This window comes from Arenimonas sp. (genome assembly GCF_022842045.1).
GTDB lineage: Bacteria > Pseudomonadota > Gammaproteobacteria > Xanthomonadales > Xanthomonadaceae > Arenimonas.
Map to the genome: position 1 here is coordinate 44,939 of NZ_JALHQI010000003.1, position 18,678 is coordinate 63,616.

The 18,678-nt window shown below is 71.1% G+C and carries 13 protein-coding genes; 9 read left to right on the top strand and 4 right to left on the bottom strand.

Annotated elements, in window-relative coordinates; all coding sequences use genetic code 11:
* Positions 1 to 46: 46 nt before the first annotated feature.
* Together clpB and Q0C12_RS01570 are read left to right on the top strand one after the other, a co-directional pair.
* Positions 47 to 2,629 carry an ATP-dependent chaperone ClpB gene (clpB, locus tag Q0C12_RS01565; RefSeq protein ID WP_290885239.1) on the top strand — a complete coding sequence of 861 codons (2,583 nt, stop codon included), beginning with the start codon at positions 47 to 49 and terminating at the stop codon, positions 2,627 to 2,629.
* Between the two features lie 108 nt (positions 2,630 to 2,737).
* A complete protein-coding gene (locus Q0C12_RS01570) occupies positions 2,738 to 4,264 on the top strand; it encodes an FAD-binding domain-containing protein (RefSeq protein ID WP_290885242.1) in 1,527 nt (508 codons plus the stop codon).
* Positions 4,265 to 4,287: 23 nt separating this feature from the next.
* Here Q0C12_RS01570 and ybaL read toward each other — a convergent pair whose 3' ends face one another.
* Complete coding sequence (gene ybaL, locus Q0C12_RS01575) at positions 4,288 to 5,979, bottom strand: YbaL family putative K(+) efflux transporter (protein WP_290885245.1); 1,692 nt, start codon at positions 5,977 to 5,979, stop codon at positions 4,288 to 4,290.
* Positions 5,980 to 6,063: 84 nt separating this feature from the next.
* On the opposite strand from ybaL, the gene Q0C12_RS01580 reads away from it, so the two are divergent.
* The gene (locus tag Q0C12_RS01580; RefSeq protein WP_290885248.1) at positions 6,064 to 7,932 is read left to right on the top strand and encodes an ATP-binding cassette domain-containing protein; all 1,869 of its coding nucleotides are present in this window, start codon (positions 6,064 to 6,066) and stop codon (positions 7,930 to 7,932) included.
* A 19-nt stretch (positions 7,933 to 7,951) separates the two neighbouring features.
* Here the strand turns inward: Q0C12_RS01580 and Q0C12_RS01585 are convergent, their stop codons facing one another.
* The gene (locus tag Q0C12_RS01585; protein WP_290885250.1) at positions 7,952 to 9,571 is read right to left on the bottom strand and encodes a diguanylate cyclase; all 1,620 of its coding nucleotides are present in this window, start codon (positions 9,569 to 9,571) and stop codon (positions 7,952 to 7,954) included.
* Between Q0C12_RS01585 and Q0C12_RS01590 the strand changes: the two genes are divergently transcribed.
* Together Q0C12_RS01590 and Q0C12_RS01595 are read left to right on the top strand one after the other, a co-directional pair.
* Positions 9,570 to 9,791 carry a DUF3096 domain-containing protein gene (locus Q0C12_RS01590; RefSeq protein WP_290885253.1) on the top strand — a complete coding sequence of 74 codons (222 nt, stop codon included), beginning with the start codon at positions 9,570 to 9,572 and terminating at the stop codon, positions 9,789 to 9,791. The two genes, Q0C12_RS01585 and Q0C12_RS01590, sit on opposite strands and share 2 nt — an antisense overlap.
* An 84-nt stretch (positions 9,792 to 9,875) precedes the next feature.
* The gene (locus tag Q0C12_RS01595) at positions 9,876 to 11,423 is read left to right on the top strand and encodes a sodium/solute symporter (protein WP_290885255.1); all 1,548 of its coding nucleotides are present in this window, start codon (positions 9,876 to 9,878) and stop codon (positions 11,421 to 11,423) included.
* Here the strand turns inward: Q0C12_RS01595 and ggpS are convergent.
* Positions 11,330 to 13,711: a glucosylglycerol-phosphate synthase gene (ggpS, locus tag Q0C12_RS01600; protein WP_290885258.1), complete on the bottom strand. Its 2,382-nt coding sequence runs from the start codon at positions 13,709 to 13,711 to the stop codon at positions 11,330 to 11,332. The two genes, Q0C12_RS01595 and ggpS, sit on opposite strands and share 94 nt — an antisense overlap.
* On the bottom strand, positions 13,708 to 14,958 hold the full coding sequence (locus tag Q0C12_RS01605; RefSeq protein ID WP_290885331.1) for an MFS transporter: 1,251 nt from the start codon (positions 14,956 to 14,958) through the stop codon (positions 13,708 to 13,710). Before Q0C12_RS01605 ends, ggpS begins: the two co-directional genes overlap by 4 nt.
* Before the next feature lie 162 nt (positions 14,959 to 15,120).
* On the opposite strand from Q0C12_RS01605, the gene Q0C12_RS01610 reads away from it, so the two are divergent.
* From Q0C12_RS01610 to Q0C12_RS01625, 4 genes are all read left to right on the top strand, one after another.
* Positions 15,121 to 15,414, top strand: a complete 294-nt coding sequence (locus tag Q0C12_RS01610) for an FmdB family zinc ribbon protein (RefSeq protein WP_290885261.1) — start codon at positions 15,121 to 15,123, stop codon at positions 15,412 to 15,414.
* Positions 15,415 to 15,451: 37 nt separating this feature from the next.
* The gene (locus Q0C12_RS01615) at positions 15,452 to 16,141 is read left to right on the top strand and encodes a hypothetical protein (protein WP_290885264.1); all 690 of its coding nucleotides are present in this window, start codon (positions 15,452 to 15,454) and stop codon (positions 16,139 to 16,141) included.
* A 114-nt stretch (positions 16,142 to 16,255) separates the two neighbouring features.
* A complete protein-coding gene (gene aspS / locus Q0C12_RS01620; RefSeq protein WP_290885268.1) occupies positions 16,256 to 18,025 on the top strand; it encodes an aspartate--tRNA ligase in 1,770 nt (589 codons plus the stop codon).
* A gap of 47 nt (positions 18,026 to 18,072) precedes the next feature.
* On the top strand, positions 18,073 to 18,654 hold the full coding sequence (locus Q0C12_RS01625) for an alpha/beta fold hydrolase (RefSeq protein ID WP_290885271.1): 582 nt from the start codon (positions 18,073 to 18,075) through the stop codon (positions 18,652 to 18,654).
* Positions 18,655 to 18,678: the final 24 nt, after the last annotated feature.

Genomic DNA, 18,678 nt, shown 5'->3' on the forward strand with positions numbered 1-18,678 from the left:
CATACGGGCGGCACCCCGCCGCCCCGGACTCCCGAGGGGCTCCCCGATGCGCATGGACAAACTCACCTCGCGTTTCCAGCAGGCGCTGAGCGACGCGCAGTCGCTGGCCGTGGGCCGCGACCACAACCTGATCGAACCGCTGCACCTGATGGTGGCCCTGCTCGACCAGCAAGGCGGCAGCACCCGCCCCATGCTCGCCCAGGCCGGCGTCAACGCCGCCGCGCTGCGGCAGCGGCTGGGCGAAGCGCTCGACAAGCTGCCCAGGGTCAGCGGCCAGGCCGGCGACGTGTCGGTGGGCAATGACCTGGCGCGGCTGCTGAACGTCTGCGACAAGCTGGCGCAGCAGCGCGGCGATGGTTTCATCGCCAGCGAACTGTTCGTGCTGGCGGCGCTGGAGGACAAGGGCGCGCTGGGCCAGGCGCTCAAGGCCAGCGGCGCCCAGAAGGCCGCGCTGGAGCAGGCCATCGAAGCGCTGCGCGGCGGCGAAAAGGTGCAGGACGCCAACGCCGAGGAGAACCGGCAGGCGCTGGAGAAGTACTGCATCGATCTCACCGCCCGCGCCGAGGCCGGCAAGCTCGACCCGGTGATCGGCCGCGACGAGGAAATCCGCCGCACCATCCAGGTGCTGCAGCGGCGCACCAAGAACAACCCGGTGCTGATCGGCGAACCCGGCGTCGGCAAGACCGCGATCGTCGAGGGCCTGGCCCAGCGCATCATCCATGGCGAGGTGCCCGAGGGCCTGCGCAACCGCCGCGTGCTGTCGCTGGACATGGGCGCGCTGATCGCCGGCGCCAAGTTCCGCGGCGAGTTCGAGGAGCGGCTCAAGGGCGTGCTCAGCGACCTTTCGAAGCAGGAAGGGCAGGTGATCCTGTTCATCGACGAGCTGCACACCATGGTCGGCGCGGGCAAGGCCGAGGGGTCGATGGACGCGGGCAACATGCTCAAGCCGGCGCTGGCCCGCGGCGAGCTGCACTGCATCGGCGCGACCACGCTGGACGAGTACCGCAAGTACGTCGAGAAGGACGCCGCGCTCGAGCGCCGCTTCCAGAAGGTGTTCGTGGGCGAGCCCTCGGTCGAGGACACCATCGCCATCCTGCGCGGCCTGAAGGAGCGCTACGCCGTGCACCACGGCGTCGAGATCACCGACCCGGCGATCGTCGCCGCGGCGACGCTTTCGCATCGCTACATCGCCGACCGCCAGCTGCCCGACAAGGCCATCGACCTGATGGACGAGGCCGCCTCGCGCATCCGCATGGAGATCGACTCCAAGCCCGAGGAAATGGACCGCAAGGAGCGACGTCTGATCCAGCTCAAGATCCAGCGCGAGGCGCTGAAGAAGGAAAAGGACAGCGAGTCGAAGCAGCGTCTGGCCGACCTGGAAACCGAGATCGCCACGCTCGAGCGTGAGTTCAACGACCTCGAGGAAATCTGGAAGGCCGAGAAGGCCACGCTCACCGGCGCGACCAAGGTCAAGGAGCAGCTGGAGCAGGCGCGCCTGGCGCTCGATGCCGCGCACCGCCAGCAGGATTTCGCCAAGGCCAGCGAACTGCAGTACGGCCGAATCCCCGAGCTCGAGAAGCAGCTCGAAACGGCGCAGGCGGTCGAGACCAAGGGTTTCCAGCTGCTGCAGGACAAGGTCACCGCGGAGGAGATCGCCGAGGTGGTGTCGCGCTGGACCGGCATCCCGGTCAGCAAGATGCTCGAGGGCGAGCGCGAGAAGCTGCTCAAGATGGAGGACGCGCTGCACCACCGCGTGGTCGGCCAGCACGAGGCGGTGAAGGCGGTGTCCGACGCCATCCGCCGTTCGCGCGCGGGCCTGTCGGACCCGAACCGCCCGAACGGAAGCTTCCTGTTCCTTGGCCCCACCGGCGTGGGCAAGACCGAACTATGCAAGGCGCTGGCGGGCTTCCTGTTCGACACCGAGGACGCCATGGTGCGCATCGACATGAGCGAGTTCATGGAGAAGCACTCCGTGGCCCGCCTGATCGGCGCGCCCCCGGGTTACGTCGGCTACGAGGAGGGTGGCTACCTCACCGAGGCCGTGCGTCGCCGCCCCTACAGCGTGCTGCTGCTCGACGAAGTCGAGAAGGCGCATCCGGACGTGTTCAACATCCTGCTGCAGGTGCTCGACGACGGCCGCCTCACCGATGGCCAGGGCCGCACGGTCGATTTCCGCAACACGGTGATCGTGATGACCTCCAACCTCGGCAGCCAGCACATCCAGGAGCTCAGCGGCGAGGGCGATGCCGCCTACGTGCAGATGAAGGCGGCGGTGATGGGCGTGGTGCAGGCGCACTTCCGCCCGGAGTTCATCAACCGGCTCGACGAGATCGTGGTCTTCCACCCGCTGGGCCGCGAGCAGATCCAGTCCATCGCCCGCATCCAGACGGCGTACCTGTCCAAGCGCCTGGCCGACCGCCAGATCAGGCTGGAGATCGACGACGCCGCGCTGGCGCTGCTGGGCAACGTCGGCTTCGACCCGGTCTACGGCGCGCGGCCGCTCAAGCGCGCGATCCAGCAGCAGCTGGAGAACCCGCTGGCCCAGAAGATCCTGGCCGGCGAGTTCGGCCAGGGCGACACCGTGAAGGTCACCGCCGACGGCGGCACCCTGGCCTTCCTCCGCGCCTGACCTGCTTCACCTGTAGGAGGGACTTCAGTCCCGAAGCTCTTCGCGAAGGGCTTCGGGACTGAAGTCCCTCCTACAAAGGGTTCACGGCGATGCGGGCAGGCTGTCGCCATGCCGATCCACCTCGTCTGGTTCAAGCGCGACCTGCGCACGCACGACCACGCGCCGCTGTGCGCCGCGGCGGCGCGCGGGCCGGTGTTGCCGCTCTACGTGGCCGAACCGGGCTACTGGGCGCAGCCCGACGCTAGTGGGCGGCAGTGGGCCGCCACGGCCGAAGCGCTGCACGAACTGCGCGACGACCTCGCCCGCCTCGGGCAGCCCTTGGTCGTGCGCACCGGCGACGTCGTTGGTGTGCTCGAACAGCTGCACCGCCGGTACCGCCTCGCCGGCCTGTGGTCGCACGAGGAAACCGGCAACGACTGGACCTTCGCGCGCGACCGCCGCGTCGGCGCCTGGGCGCGCGCGAACGGCATCCCCTGGGAGGAAACCCCGAGCGGCGGCGTCCAGCGCCGGCTCCGCAGCCGCAACGGCTGGGCGTCCGAGTGGGAGAGAAGGATGGCGCCCGCGCCGTTGGCCGAACCTGCACTCACGCCGGTCCCCGGCATCGAACCCGGACCCATTCCCGCGGGCGAAGCGTTGGGCATCGCGCCCGATCCCTGTCCCGGCCGCCAGCGCGGTGGCCGCCGTCGCGGCGAGCGCGCGCTGCAAACTTTCCTTGCCGGTCGCGGCGCCGGCTACATGCGCGGCATGAGCAGTCCGGTCAGCGCCGAAACCCGCTGCTCGCGCTTCTCGCTGGCGCTGGCCACCGGCGCCCTGTCGCTGCGCGAGGTGGTCCATGCGGTGCGTGGCGCCAGGGCCGAAGGCAGCCCGGTGCCGGCGCGCGACCTCGCCTCGCTCGAGAAGCGCCTGCACTGGCACTGCCACTTCATCCAGAAGCTCGAGAGCGAGCCCGCCATCGAGTTCCGCAACGTGCACCGCGGCTTCGACGGCCTGCGCGAACAGGACTTCAATCGCGACTGGTTCGGCGCCTGGCAGCGCGCGGAAACCGGCTGGCCGTTCGTGGACGCCTGCCTGCGCTCGCTGCAGCAGACCGGCTGGATCAACTTCCGCGCGCGGGCGATGCTGGTCTCGATCAGCAGCTACCACCTGTGGCTGCACTGGCCCGAGCCGGCGCGCCAGCTGGCGCGCTGGTTCACCGACTACGAGCCCGGCATCCACTATCCGCAGGTGCAGATGCAGGCCGGCGTCACCGGCATCAACATCCCGCGCATGTACAACCCGGTAAAGCAGTCGCAGGACCAGGACCCGCAGGGTGCCTTCATCCGCCGCTGGCTGCCCGAACTCGAGGCCGTGCCGGACGCCTGGATCCACACTCCCTGGCGGATGGGCACGGCGCAGCAGCGCGCCGCCGGCCTGCGCCTGGGCGAGACCTATCCGCAGCCCGTCCGCGACCACGAGCAGGCCGCGCGCGAGGCACGCGCCAAGCTCACCGCCTGGAAGCGTGCCCACGTGGCCCGCGAGGAGAGCCTGCGGGTCTTCGAGAAACACGGCAGCCGAAAGCGCCAGCCCGCGCGCGGCTGCACGAAGGGCACGGCGTCCAAGGCGCCGTTACCTGCGGAGCAAGGCGACCTGTTCTAGCCGTCGCCCCTGTAGGAGGGACTTCAGGCGCGCTGGTGGCGGAAGGGCGGGGCGGAGAGCGCCATCTCGGCCATGCTGTGGGCAAGTTCCTTCTCGGCCAGCACCGCGCCGTCGGCGCCGTGCTTGAGCAGGTGCTTCACTTCGGCATCGCTGTGCGCGCGGGCCAGGATGGTCAGGCCGGGATTGAGCGCGCGCAGGCGGGCCACCACCTCGCCGGCTTCCAGCGCCTGCGGGATCGCCAGCACCACCAGCAGGGCCTTGGCCGGCGAGGCCTCGTCCAGCACGCGATGGCTGGCCGCGTTGCCGCGGATGGCCGGGAAGCCGGCATCGCGCGCGTGCTGCACCAGGTCGGCGTCGTCGTCGATCACCACCAGCGGCACCGCGCGTTCACGCAGCAGTTTGGCGATTTCGCCGCCGACGCGTCCGAAGCCGACCAGGATCGCGTGGCCGCCGGTGGGCAGCGGCGGCCCGGGGTGGGGCGCGGGAGCCGGCGCCGGCGCCTCGCCGTCGGCGATCGCCGCGGCGCGGCGCGCCTCGAGCCTGTCCAGTGCGGCGAAGATCAGCGGATTGGCGATGATCGAGAGCAGCGCGCCGGCCAGCACCAGGTCGCGGCCTTCCTGGGGCAGGATCGCCAGCGACACGCCCAGCCCGGCCAGGATGAAGGAGAACTCGCCGATCTGCGCCAGGCTGGCCGAGATCGTCAGCGCGGTGCCGTTGGGGTGGCCGAAGGCGCGCACGATCAGGTAGGCCGCCAGCGACTTGCCGACGGTGATGATCAGGAAGGTGGCCAGCACCGGCAGCGGCTGCGACACAAGGATGCTCGGGTCGAACAGCATGCCCACCGACACGAAGAACAGCACCGCGAACGCATCGCGCAGCGGCAGCGAATCCGACGCAGCCTTGTGGCTCAGGTCGCCGTTGAGCAGCATGCCGGCGAAGAAGGCGCCCAGCGCGAACGACACGCCGAACAGCTTGGCCGAGCCGAAGGCCACGCCCAGGGCGATCGCCAGCACGCTCAGCGTGAACAGCTCGCGCGAGCCGAAGCCCGCCACCCGCTCCAGCAGCCACGGGATCGCGCGCTTGCCCACCAGCAGCATCAGCGCCACGAAGGCGCCGACCTTGAGCAGGGTCCAGCCCAGCGAGGCCATCACGGGGCCCAGCGCCAGCGTGCCGTCGTTCGCACCTTCGCCCAGGGATGCGGCCAGCGCCGGCAGCAGCACCAGGGCCACCACCATCACCAGGTCCTCGACGATCAGCCAGCCCACCGCAATGCGGCCGCGCCGGGTCTCGAGCAGGCGCCGGTCCTCCATCGCCCGCAGCAGCACCACCGTGCTGGCCACCGACAGCGCCAGGCCGAACACGATGCCCTGCAGCGTCGGCCAGCCCAGGAACCACGCCAGGGCCCAGCCCAAGGCCGTAGCCACCGTGATCTGGGCGATCGCGCCCGGGATGGCGATCGCCTTCACCTCCATCAGGTCCTCGACCGAGAAGTGCAGGCCGACGCCGAACATCAGCAGGATCACGCCGATTTCCGACAGCTCCATCGCCAGGTCCGGGTCAGCCACGAAGCCGGGCGTGAACGGTCCCACCAGGATGCCCGCCACCAGGTAGCCCACGATCGGCGACAAGCGCAGCCGGTGCGCCAGGCTTCCGAGCACGAACGCCAGCACCAGGCCGACGGCGAGCAGGGCGATCAGGGGGGTGTCATGGGGCATGGGCGCTCCTCGGGGGTGGGGCGTCCGGGTCGGGGGACGCCGGACCGCCTGATAGACTACGCGACCCTTGCTTCAGCCGACGTCATGATCGCCTTCCGCAACTTCGCCCTCCGCCGCGGCGAACGCCTCCTGCTTTCCCAAGTGGACCTCAGCCTGCACGCCGGCTGGCGCATCGGCGTCATCGGCCGCAACGGCTGCGGCAAGTCCAGCCTGTTCGCGGCGATCATGGGCGAGGTGGACGCCGACCACGGCGACATCGACCTGCCGGGCAAGGTGCGCATCGCCAGCGTGGCGCAGGAAACCCCGTCGCTGCCCGACGCCGCGATTGATTTCGTGCTCTCGGGCGACACCGAGGTGCACGCCATCCTGCAGGCCGAGGCCGCCGCGATGGCCGCCGAGGACTGGGACGCCGTGGCCAACGCGCACCAGCGCCTGGCCGAGATCAACGGCTACGACGCCACCGCCCGCGCCGGCAAGCTGCTGCACGGCCTGGGCTTCCCGGCCGACACCCATTCGCGGGCGGTGTCCTCGTTCTCAGGCGGCTGGCGCGTGCGCCTGAACCTGGCGCGGGCGCTGATGATGCCCTCCGACCTGCTGCTGCTGGACGAACCCACCAACCACCTCGACCTCGACGCGGTGCTGTGGCTGGAGGCCTGGCTGCTCAAGTACCCGGGCACGCTGCTGATGATCTCGCACGACCGCGAGTTCCTCGATGGCGTCAGCACCCACACCCTGCACCTGCATGAAGGCAAGGCCAAGCTCTACGCCGGCGACTACACCAGCTTCGAGCGCCAGCGCGCCGAGCACCTGCGCCAGCAGCAGATCGCGCACGACAAGGAACAGGCCGAGCGCGCCCACCTGCAGAGCTTCATCGACCGCTTCAAGGCCAAGGCCAGCAAGGCCAGGCAGGCCCAGAGCCGCATGAAGCGCCTGGCCAAGCTGGCGGGCACCGAGGCGGTGCGCGCCGAGCGTTCGTTCCGCATCGTCTTCGCCGAGCCCGCCCGCCTGCCGCATTCGCTGATCCGCTTGAACCACGTTGACGCCGGCTACGCGACTCCCACGGGAGCCACGAAGATCCTCGCGGACATTGGCTTCGGGCTCGAGGCCGGCGACCGCGTGGGCCTGCTCGGGCCCAACGGCGCCGGCAAGTCCACGCTGGTGAAGACGCTGGTGGGCGAGCTGCCGCTGCTGGCCGGCGAGCGCGTCGCCCACCCCGACCTGCGCATCGGCTACTTCGCCCAGCACACCGTGGAAAGCCTGCACGAGGGCCAGAGCCCGCTGTGGCACCTGAAAGAGCTGGCGCCCAACGCCGGCGAACAAGTGCTGCGTAATTACCTGGGCCGCTGGAACTTCGTCGGCGACCGGGCGTTCGAGAACATCGACGGCTTCTCCGGCGGCGAGCGCGCGCGCCTGGCGCTGGCCCTGATCGCCTACCTCGAGCCGAACGTGCTGCTGCTCGACGAACCCACCAACCACCTCGACCTCGACATGCGCGAGGCCCTGGCCGAGGCGTTGAGCGATTTCCCCGGCGCCATCGTGCTGGTCTCGCACGACCGCCACCTGATCGGCCTGGTCTGCGAAACCTTCTGGCGCGTGGCCGACGGCAAGGTCGAGGAGTTCAACGGCGACCTCGACGAGTACGCCGCCTGGCTGCGCAGCCGGAACAACGAGCCGCGCGCCGCCAAGCCGGCCGCGGTCGCCAAGCCGGCGCCGCCGCCGAAGCCGGTGCGCAGCAAGCAGGAAGCCGACGCGGCCGCGAAGCGACTCAAGCAGGTCGAGGCGCGCATCGCCGTGCTGCAGGCCGAGCTCGACAAGCTGGAGTCGCAGTTGGCCGACCCGGCGATCTACGGCAACGACGGCGGCATCGAGGTCGCGCAGCTGGCGCAGCGCCAGGGCGAACTGGCCAAGGAAAAGGACCAGCTCGAGTCCGAGTGGCTCGAACTGGCGGAGTGAGGCCCGCCCCGCGCCCGCGCTAGCCGGGCGTGGCGGCCAGGCAAGGCAGGGACACGTCGAAGGTGCTGCCGCGGTGCTCGCCCCGGCTGCGCGCGGCGATGCGGCCGCCATGCGCTTCCACCAGTTCGCGCGCCACCGCCAGCCCGATGCCCAGGCCGCCGCGGTGCACCGCCATGGCATCGGGGCCGCGCGCGAACAGGTCGAAGATGCATTCCAGCAGGTCTTCGGGCAGCCCCATGCCGTTGTCCACCAACTGGATGGTGACGCGACCCCGCGCCCGGCGCGCCACCAGTCGAAGCCGCCCGCCCGCGGGCGTGTAGCGGCAGGCGTTGTCCAGCAGGTTCACCAGCACCTGGGCCAACCGGTCCGGGTCACCGCGCACCCAGAGCGCGCCCTCCGGCAGCTGCAGGGCCAGGGCATGGCCCCTGAGCGTGATCGCCGGCTGCCACGCTTCCGCCACGTCCCGCAGCACCTGGCATACGTCCACCGGCACCGACGCCATCCGGAAGCGTTGGCCGCCGGCGCGGCCGTCGTCCAGCAGGTCGTCCACCCGCCGGGCCATGTGCAGCACTTGCTTCTCGATCGCCCGGTGCAGGCGTTCCATCCCGGCTTCGTCGCCGCTGGCCCGGCGCGCCAGGTCGGCGGCCTTGCGGATCGGCGCCAGCGGGTAGCGCAGCTCGTGCGCCACCATCGCCAGGAAGCGCACCCGGCGCGCGTGCATCGCCTCCGACTCGGCGTCCACCGGCGCCTTGCCCAGCACGGTCAGGACGAAACGTTCGTTGGACTGGCGCAGGTCCTGGTCGGATTCGGCCCGCCGCGCTTCGTCGCCCTCGCCGCGCCCGCGGGCACGGGCCTCACCCGGGGAGTCGGCGTGGAACCGATAGCGGCTGCCGCGGTCGGCCTTGGCGCGATACATGGCGGCGTCTGCGGCTTCGAGCAGGACCGGCACCTGGTCGCCGTCCTCCGGGTACAGGCTGATGCCGATGCTGGCCAGTACGCCAGCGTGGTCCGCGGGCGGTTCGCCGGGCAGCGCAAGGGCGTCGAGCATCTTGGCGGCGATCGCACCGGCGTCGGCCGCGCAGCTGATCTCGGGCAGCAGCACCACGAACTCGTCGCCGCCGAAGCGGCTGACGGTGTCCGAGTCGCGGACCACCGATTGCAGCCGGCGCGCCACGCACCTGAGCACCTCGTCGCCGAACGCATGTCCCTGGCTGTCATTGACGCGCTTGAAGTGGTCCAGGTCCACGAACATCACCGCCAGCCGCGCCGAACGCCGCTGCGCCAGCGCGAGTGCGCTGCCGATCCGGTCGAGCATCAACGTGCGGTTCGGCGTGTCGGTGAGCGGGTCGCGCTGGGTGGCGCGGACCAGAAGGTCCAGGCTGTGGACCGCGCTCTCGGCGATCCGTGCCGCGGAATGCGCGGCGTCGCTCAGGCGCTGGTAAGCGAGCTGGCGCTGTTCCTCGCTGAGTCCGCGATGGTCGTGCGGGACATCGTGCAGGTCGCGGCGGAAGGCCTCGAGCAGTTCGCGCAAGTGTTCCGCGCGCAGGCCGGGGGCTGGCCCGCCACCGGACGGGGCCGACGCGACAAGGGTCGACGCTTCCGCCTGCGGCGCGTCCGCGATCAGGGTCTGGCCCGTCATGCACTGCTCCTTGGGTCGATGTAGGTGCGTGAGTGTTGCAGCTAAACGCATCGGCAAAGGCGGGCGCCGTGGCTGCGGTTCAGTTCCGGCGCGCGCCACGCAGCTATGTGCGCCGGCGCACGGAGAGAGGTGGCCTCCGCGCTTGCTGGCTTACATCGTCGCGGTCTACCTGATCTTCATCGGCATCATCGGCCTGCTGGGGTCCGGCGTGTTGCGCTGAACACGCGCGTCGCCGCGACCGCGGCTTGATCAACGACCGCCTCCCATGTTTCCCTGAAGCCGGGTTCTCCGCGGGCAAGGAGCGATGGGAGCGCTGCACACGCTCGATTACCTGGTGCTGGCGGTTTATTTCGCGATCGTCATCGCTGTCTGCGCGCGGGTGTCCCGGCGCAGCCCGGACAGCGACGAGCTGTTCCTGGCCGGGCGCACGCTCGGCGTCGGCGTGGTCGGCCTGTCCCTGTTCGCCTCGAACATTTCCTCCACCACCCTGATCGGCCTGCCGGGCGCGGCCTGGCAGTCCGGCATCGCGGTCGCCAACTACGAATGGATGGCGGCGCTGGTGCTGGTGCTCACCGCCGTGTTCGTGGCGCCGGTGCTGCTCGGCAACCGCCTGACCACGATCCCCGAGTTGCTCGAGCGCCGCTTCGACGCGCGCATGCGCCAGTACCTCTCGGCGGTGTCCATCTTCCTTTCCATCGTGCTCGACACCGCCGGCAGCCTGTTCGCCGGCGCGCTGGTGCTGCAGGTGTTCTTCCCGGCGCTGCCGCTGGGGGGCACCATCGCCGCCCTGGCCCTCTTCGCAGGCGCCTACACCGCGGCCGGCGGGCTGCGCGCGGTGGTCTACACCGACGTGCTGCAGTCGGTGGTGCTGCTGTTGGGTTCGGCGTTCCTCGCGCTGCTGGTGTTCGCCGAGTTCGACTACTCCTGGGCGGCGGTGAAGGCCGCGGTGCCGGCCGACCACCTGTCGCTGGTCCGCCCGTTCGACGATCCGGACCTGCCGTGGCTCGGCACCCTGATCGGCCTGCCGGTGCTCGGCTTCTACTACTGGACCATGAACCAGTACGTCTCCCAGCGCCTGCTCGGCGCCCGTGACATGCGCGCGGCCGGCGGCGGCGCGCTGCTGGCCGCGGGGCTGAAACTGTTGCCGCTGTTCCTGATGGTGCTGCCGGGGGCCCTGGCGATCACGCTGCTGCCCGACCTCGAGCGCGCGGACGAAGTGTTCCCGCGGCTGCTGGCCGAGTACGCGCCGGCGGGCGTGGTCGGCCTGGTGCTGGCCGGGCTGCTCGCAGCGATCATGTCCAGCGTGGATTCGGCGCTGAACTCGGCGTCCACCCTGCTCACCGTCGACTTCATCCAGCCGCGGCGGCCCGGGCTCACGCCGCAGGCGCTGGCCAGGCTGGGCCGCTGGCTCACGCTCGGGCTGATGGTGCTGGCCGCGGCCTGGGCGCCGATGATCGACCGATTCCCCGGGCTGTTCGCCTATCTGCAGCAAGCCTTCGCCTACGTCACGCCGCCGCTGGTGGCGGTGTTCGCGCTGGGCTTCGTCGACCGGCGCCTCGGTGCGCGCGCGGCGCTGCGAGCGGCGCTGTGCGGCCATGCGCTCAGTGCCGCCTGGTTCGTGGCGACGCAGCTGGGCTGGATTGAAATCCATTTCACCATCGTCGCCGGCCTGCTGTTCGCGGCGACGATCCTGTTCGCGATGGGTTGGCGCGCCGTGCTCGACGACGTGCCCGCCCCGGCGGCCTTGGCCGCCGTCTCTCAGGCCCGGGCGGCACCGTCCCCGCGCTGGCTGCGGCCGCTGGCGGCGGCCATGGTCGCGCTGACGCTGGGTGTCGTGTTCGTGTTCCGCTGAGGCCCCGCCCCGCGCACCGCCGCCAGGAAATCGCGGCCCCAGCGATCCACGTCGTAGTTCTCGACGATGCCGTAGAGCTGGCGCAGCCGGCCCTCGGCCTCATCGGGATCCATCGCCAGCGCCTGCCCCAGGGCCGCGGTGAGGTCGGCCGGGTCGTGCGGGTTGGTCAGCAGCGCGCCCTTCATCTCGGCGGCGGCACCCGCGAACTCCGACAGCACCAGCACGCCGCGCCCGCCCTCGATGCCCTGGGTGGCCACGAATTCCTTGGCCACCAGGTTCAGGCCGTCGCGCAGCGGGGTGATCCACATCACGTCGGCGGCGGCGTAGTGCGCCACCACTTCCTCGAAGGGCAGCGGCCGCGCGAAGAAGCGCACCGGCGTCCAGTCCAGGCGCGAATGGCGGCCGTTGATGCGGCCCACCGCCTGCTCGATCTGCGTCTGCAGCTGGCGGTAGATGGTCATCTCCTTCGCGGCCGGCACGCACACCATCACCAGCGTCACCTTGCCCTGCAGCTGCGGCTGGGCCTCGAGCAGGCGGTCGAAGGCCTCGAGTTTCTCAAGCGTGCCCTTGGTGTAGTCGAGGCGCTCGATCGAGAGCACCAGCTTGCGCGGGCTGATTTCGCGCCGCAGCTTCTCCAGGCTGTTGCGCACGCTCCGCTGGGCCAGCACGTCGCGGATCCGGCCCAGGTCCGTGCCCACCGGGTGCGCGCCCAGCCCGACCTCGCGGTCGCCCACGCGCAGGCGCGTGGTCATGGTGTCGAGACCGACCGCGCAGCCATAGGTGAGGAAGCGGGGCGCGCAGCCCTGGCGCTCCAGCGTTTCGGTCGGCATCGCGCCGCGCACCACGTCCACGAAGTTCTCGACCTGGCGCGGGATGTGGAAGCCGATGTAGTCGCAGCTGAGCAGGCTGCCCAGGATCTCGCGCCGCCACGGCACCACGTTGAAGATGTCGGCGGAGGGGAAGTAGGTGTGGTGGAAGAAGGCGATCTTCAGGTCCGGGCGCAGCTCGCGCAGGCGTGCCGGCACCATCCACAGGTTGTAGTCGTGCAGCCACACGGTGGCACCGTGCGCGGCCTCCGCCGCGGCGGCCTCGGCGAAGCGGCGGTTGACCTTCAGGAACACCTTCCAGTCGTCCTCGCGGAAGCGCGCGCGCTCCCAGAAGGTGTGCAGCATTGGCCAGAAGGCTTCCTTCGAGAACCGCTTGTAGAACGCGTCCACCTCCGCCTTCGACAGCGGCACGCGCGCGGCGGTGAGGTTCGGGTAGCGGTCCACGTCCACCGGCGTGCGCGCCTCGAAGCCCTCGCGCTTGGCGTCGTCCAGCGTCCAGGCGACCCAGGAGCCGGCCTGTCCGCCGGCGAAGAAGCTCAGCAGGCTGGGGATGATGCCGTTGGGCGAGGTCGGGCGGCGGCGCACCAGCTTGCCGTCTTCGAACGACTCCTCGAAGGGCAGGCGGTGGTAGACCATCACCAGGTCGGACTGGCCGGCCCGGCCCGGGGCGGGGGCCTCGACGTGCGGGTCGTTGGCCGGCAGCAGGCCGAAGTGCTCGATCGCCTGGAGGATGCCGCCGCAACCGGCTTCGCTGGCGTGCAGCACGTGCTCGTGGCGGTGCGTTGCCTCCAGCAGCGCGGGCTCGGACTGGCCGACGCAGACGCCGTTGAAGCCCGCCTCGTACATCGAGAGGTCGTTGAGGGTGTCGCCGGCGACCAGGATGCGGTCCACCGGCAGCCGCAGCAGCGCGGCCAGGGCCTGCAGGGTGCGGCCCTTGTCGGTGCGCGGCGGCAGGATGTCGAGGTAGCGGTCGGCGGAATAGAGCACCGCGCAGCCGAGGGCGCGGGCGGCGTCCTCGATGGCTTCGCGCTGAGGCGCCAGCACGCCGGGCTCGCAGAAGTAGGAGCAGCGCCGCTCCTGCGGCACGTCCTGGCGGTGCAGGCCGTGGAAGCCGCGCATTGCGTCGGCCACCACGTGCTCGCCGGGCCAGCGGGCGTCGATGCCCGACTGCAGCGGCTGCAGCGGCTGCAGGGTGCGGCCGTCGACCACGGTCGCGCCCACGTCGCAGACCAGGTAGTCAGGTCGCGGCAACGACGGGTCGGACAGCAGCGGGATCACGGCTTCCAGGCTGCGTCCGGTGACCCAGACCAGCCGGATGTGCGGGTGCCGCTCGACCAGCCGGTACAGGCGCTGGCGATGGGCGGTTTCGCCGGCGAGGAAGGTGCCGTCGAGGTCGGTGGCCAGGACCAGGCGGGGTGTTTCAGGGTGGGGTGTCTCGGGGCGGGCTGTCTGCTTGCTCAAGGGTTTTCCTGGGTAGCGGTGGGAGGGGGTGATTCGGTTTCGGGCAGCAGTTCCAGCGCCGCCGGGGTGGTGCGCAGCATCGGGTGGAACGCCGCCGGGTGGCGGTCGGGGCGGCGGTTCAGGGCCAGGCGCGCCATCAGGAACAGCGACAGCGCGGCCAGCACCGCCGCGAAGTAGGCGGGCAGGGCGCCCGGCCCGTGGCGCGACATCAGCTCGCCGGCGATCATCGGGCCCAGCATGGCGCCGATGCCGTGCACCAGCAGCAGGCTGGAGCAGCCCGACAGCAGGTCCTCGCGGGGCAGGGTGTCGAGCATGTGCGCCACGCTCATCGGATAGATGGAGAAAGCCAGCCCGCCAAAGGCGAAGAACAGGGCGTAGATCCAGCCGCCGCCCCAGCCCGCGCCCGGCAGCGCCGCCAGCGCGACGGCGGCGGCGGCGGCGCAGGCCAGCGCGAGCCCGATGCGGCGGTCCAGGCGGTCCGACAGCCGGCCCAGCGGCCACTGCAGCAGCGCCCCGCCGAGGATGGTGGCGACCATGAAGTGCGAGATGCCTGCGCGGTCCAGCCCGATCTCGCCGGCATAGACCGGGCCCAGGCCCCAGAACGCCCCCATCGCCAGCCCGGACAACCCGGCCGCCAGGGTCGCCGCCGGCGCCACCGCGTACAGGCGGCGCAGGCCCAGGCGTGGATTCGGCGGGAACGTCGGCTGCGCCAGCCGCGTCAGCGTCACCGGCAGCGCCGAGGCGCAGACCAGGATGGCCACCAGGCTGAACAGCATGAAGCCGCCGTCCACGCCCAGCCCCAGCAGCAACTGACCCAGCGCCAGCGCGCCCAGGTTCACCGCCATGTAGATCGCGAACACCCGGCCACGGATGGCGGGGTCAGGCTGCGCGTTGAGCCAGCTTTCGATGACGGTGTACAGCGTGACCAGTGCGACGCCGGTGACAACCCGCAGCCCGAACCAGGCCGCCGGGTCGACCCAGACCGGGTGCAGCAGCACCGCGATCGCGGCCAGCCCGGTGCAGAAGGCGAAGGCGCGGACGTGGCCGATCCGGCGGATCAGCGGCGGCGCCAGGAAGGTGCCGGCCAGGAAGCCGGCGAAGTAGCCCGACATCACCCAGCCCAGGGTCTGCCCGCCGTAGCCCTCCAGCCCGCCGCGCACCGCCAGCAGGGTACCCAGCAGCCCGCTGCCGGCCAGCAGCAGCGCCACGCCCGCCAGCAGGGCGGTCAGGGGAAGGACAGCACGGATCAAGGGTCTCGCCGGTTCAAGTCAGCGTGCGATTCTAACATATTGATATGAATGGAGAAAATCGCCAGCGTTCAGTCACTTGCGGGCCCCGGGCTTGAACTGGCGGCCCGGATACCCACTAATGCGCGCACTCGGCCACCGGCCGCACGAACATCCGCGACCATGCCCATCTACGCCTTCGAGTGCGCCCACTGCGGCCACGCCTTCGACCGACTCCAGAAGCTTTCCGACCCGGACCCGACCGACTGCCCCGAGTGCGGCCAGCCCCAGGTCCGGCGCCAGCTGACCGCGCCCAGCTTCCGGCTGGCCGGCTCCGGCTGGTACGAGACCGACTTCAAGAAGGATGGCGACAAGAAGCGCAATCTCGCCGACGGCGCCGCCAAGTCCGAGCCGGCGGCCAAGCCCGAGCCCGCCGCCAAGCCAGCCGAGTCCAAGCCGGCGCCCGCCTCGGACTGATTGCCGCCTGCGCCCGCGGCGGGGTAGGGTCGGCGGCATGAAGACCCCGACCCACGCCGCGAGCCTGCTCGCCACCGCCGTCCTGCTGGCCGCCTGCGCCGGCCCCGAAGCCACCCGGCCCGACGCCGGCGCCCAGTTCGGCCTGGCCGAGCCGCTGCCGCCGCCCGGCATCGGCGATCCGGCAGTGCAGGTGGCGCCGGTGGATGCCTTCCTGGCGCGCATCGCCACCCACTGCGGCCAGGCCTTCGAAGGCCGGGTGAGGGTGGATACGCCGGCCCAGCCCAACGATGCCTTCAGCGGCAAGCGGCTGGTGATGCACGTGCGCGGCTGCGACGCCGACGAGCTGCGCATCCCCTTCCACGTCGGCGAGGACCGCTCGCGCACCTGGGTGCTGACCCGCACCGCCACCGGCCTGCGGCTCAAGCACGACCATCGCCACGAGGACGGCAGCGCCGACGCCGTGACGATGTACGGCGGCGATACCGCCGCGCCCGGCAGTGCGCGCCGCCAGGCCTTCCCGGTGGACGCCGAATCCATCGCCACCTTCCGCCGCGAAGGCCTCACGGCCTCGCTGGAAAACACCTGGGCCATGGAAATCGAGCCCGGCCAGGTCTTCGTCTATGAGCTCTCGCGCCCGAACGGCCGCCTGTTCCAGGTCGAGTTCGACCTCAGCCGCCCGGTGCCGGCGCCGCCGGCGCCCTGGGGCAGCGAGCTGCCCGGCGAGTAGCCCGCCGGCCTCGCCCCCGGCGCGCGGCCAATTTGCCGGCACCGGGGCCGCGGCCCTAGAATTCCGGGTCTTCCGCCGCCCGTCCGGGCCCGGCGAATTCCCTTCGGAGCAAGCATGCGCAGCCATTTCTGCGGCCTCGTGGACGAGTCCATGATCGGCCAGACCGTCACCCTCTGCGGCTGGGCCGACGTCGCCCGTGACATGGGTGGGCTGTGCTTCATCGACCTGCGCGACCACGAGGGCATCGTCCAGATCGTGGCCGAGCCGTCTTCCGACGCCGGCAACGCCGCCGTGGTCGCGGCCGCCGCCAAGGTAGGCTACGAGGACTGCCTGCGCATCACCGGCGTCGTGCGTGCCCGCCATTCGGTGAACGACAAGATCCGCACCGGCAGGGTGGAAGTGCTGGCCACGCAGATCGAACTGCTCAACAAGGCCGAGCCGCTGCCCTTCCACGCCCACGAGAACGCGGGCGAGGACGTGCGCCTGAAGTACCGCTACCTCGACCTGCGCCGCCCCGAGATGCAGAAGATGATGCGCACGCGCATCCGGCTGGTGCAGGCCCTGCGCCGCTGGCTCGACGCGCGCGGCTTCCAGGACATCGAGACGCCGATCCTCACCAAGGCCACGCCGGAAGGCGCGCGCGACTTCCTGGTGCCGGCGCGCATGCATCCGGGCGAGTTCTACGCGCTGCCGCAGTCGCCGCAGCTGTTCAAGCAGATCCTGATGGTGGCCGGCTTCGACCGCTACTACCAGATCGCGCGCTGCTTCCGCGACGAGGCGCTGCGCGCCGACCGCCAGCTGGAGTTCACCCAGCTCGACATGGAGTTCGCCTGGGTGCGCGAGCAGGACGTGCAGGACGCCGTCGAGGGCATGATCCGCGAAGTATTCAAGGAAGTGATCGGCGTCGAGCTCGATCCCACCTTCCCGCGCATGACCTGGGCCGAGGCGATGCGCCGCTACGGCTCCGACAAGCCCGACCTGCGCAACCCGCTGGAGCTGGTGGACGTGGCGGAGCTCGTGAAGGCCTGCGAGTTCAAGGCCTTCACCGACGCCGCCAACGACCCCGACGGCCGCGTCGCCGCGCTGCGCATCCCCGGTGGCGCCGCGCTCAGCCGCAAGCAGATCGACGAGTACGCCGCGCACGCCGCCAAGTACGGCGCCAAGGGCCTGGCCTACGCCAAGATCGACGAGGCGGGCGCGGTGAATTCGCCGATCGCCAAGTTCTTCGCCGAGGACGCCTTCGCCGCGCTGCTCGCCGCCACCGGCGCGCAGAAGGGCGACATCGTCTTCTTCGGCGCCGGCGCCTACAACAAGGCCAGCGACTTCATGGGCGCGGTGCGCCTGAAGGCCGGCAAGGACTTCCATCTGGTTTCGAACGACTGGAAGCCGCTGTGGGTCACCGACTTCCCGATGTTCGAGTGGGATCCGGACGAGGCGCGCTACGTGGCGCTGCACCACCCGTTCACCGCCCCGGCGGTCGACGACATCGGCGATCTCAAGGCGAACGCGAAGATCGCGGTGTCGCGCGGCTACGACATGGTGCTCAACGGCAACGAGATCGGCGGCGGCTCGATCCGCATCCATCGCCCCGACATGCAAAGCGCCGTGTTCGACCTGCTGGGCATCGGCGCCGAGGAGGCCGAGGCCAAGTTCGGCTTCCTGCTCGATGCGCTGCGCTTCGGCGCGCCGCCGCACGGCGGCATCGCCTTCGGCATCGACCGCATCGCGGCGCTGATGGCCGGCACCGAGTCCATCCGCGACGTGATCGCCTTCCCGAAGACGACCACCGCGCAGTGCCTGATGACCGGCGCGCCGTCGCCGGTGCCCGAGGCGCAGCTGGCGGAAGTGCACGTGCGCGCGGTGCCCAAGGCGCCCGCCGCCTGAACCCGGCCGGCGCCAGCGGACACGTCGTCCTGGTCCACGGCGTGTGGATGCGGGGGCTGACGATGCTGCCGCTGGCCCGCCGCCTGCAGGCGGCGGGCTTCAGCACCGAGGTCTTCGATTACGCCAGCCTGTTCCAGGGCCCCGGCCCCTCGGTGGACCGGCTGGCGGCGCGCATGCTCTCGCGCGGTCCCGGCCCGGTGCACCTGGTCGGGCACAGCCTGGGCGGCCTGGTGGCGCTGGAAACCGCAGCGGGCTGGTCCGGCCTGCCGCCCGGCCGCATCGTCTGCCTCGGCTCGCCGCTGGCGGGCAGCGGCGCTGCGCGCGGCATGGCCCACAGCCACCTGGGTGCACTGCTCGGCCGCAGCGGCCGCCTGCTCAAGAGCGGCCTGTACGAACTGCCGCGCGGGCGCGAGGTCGGCGTCATCGCCGGCTGCCGGGCCGCGGGGCTGGGCAAGGTGTTCGGGCGCTTCGACGGGCCCAACGACGGCACCGTGGCGGTCTGGGAAACCCGGCTGCCGGGCCTGGCCGACCATCGCGTGCTGCCCGCCAGCCACACCGGCATGATCTTCTCGTCCGAAGTGGCGGCGCTGGCCGCCGGCTTCCTCCGTGACGGCCGCTTCCCCGGCTGAGCGCACGCCGTGGGCCCTATAATC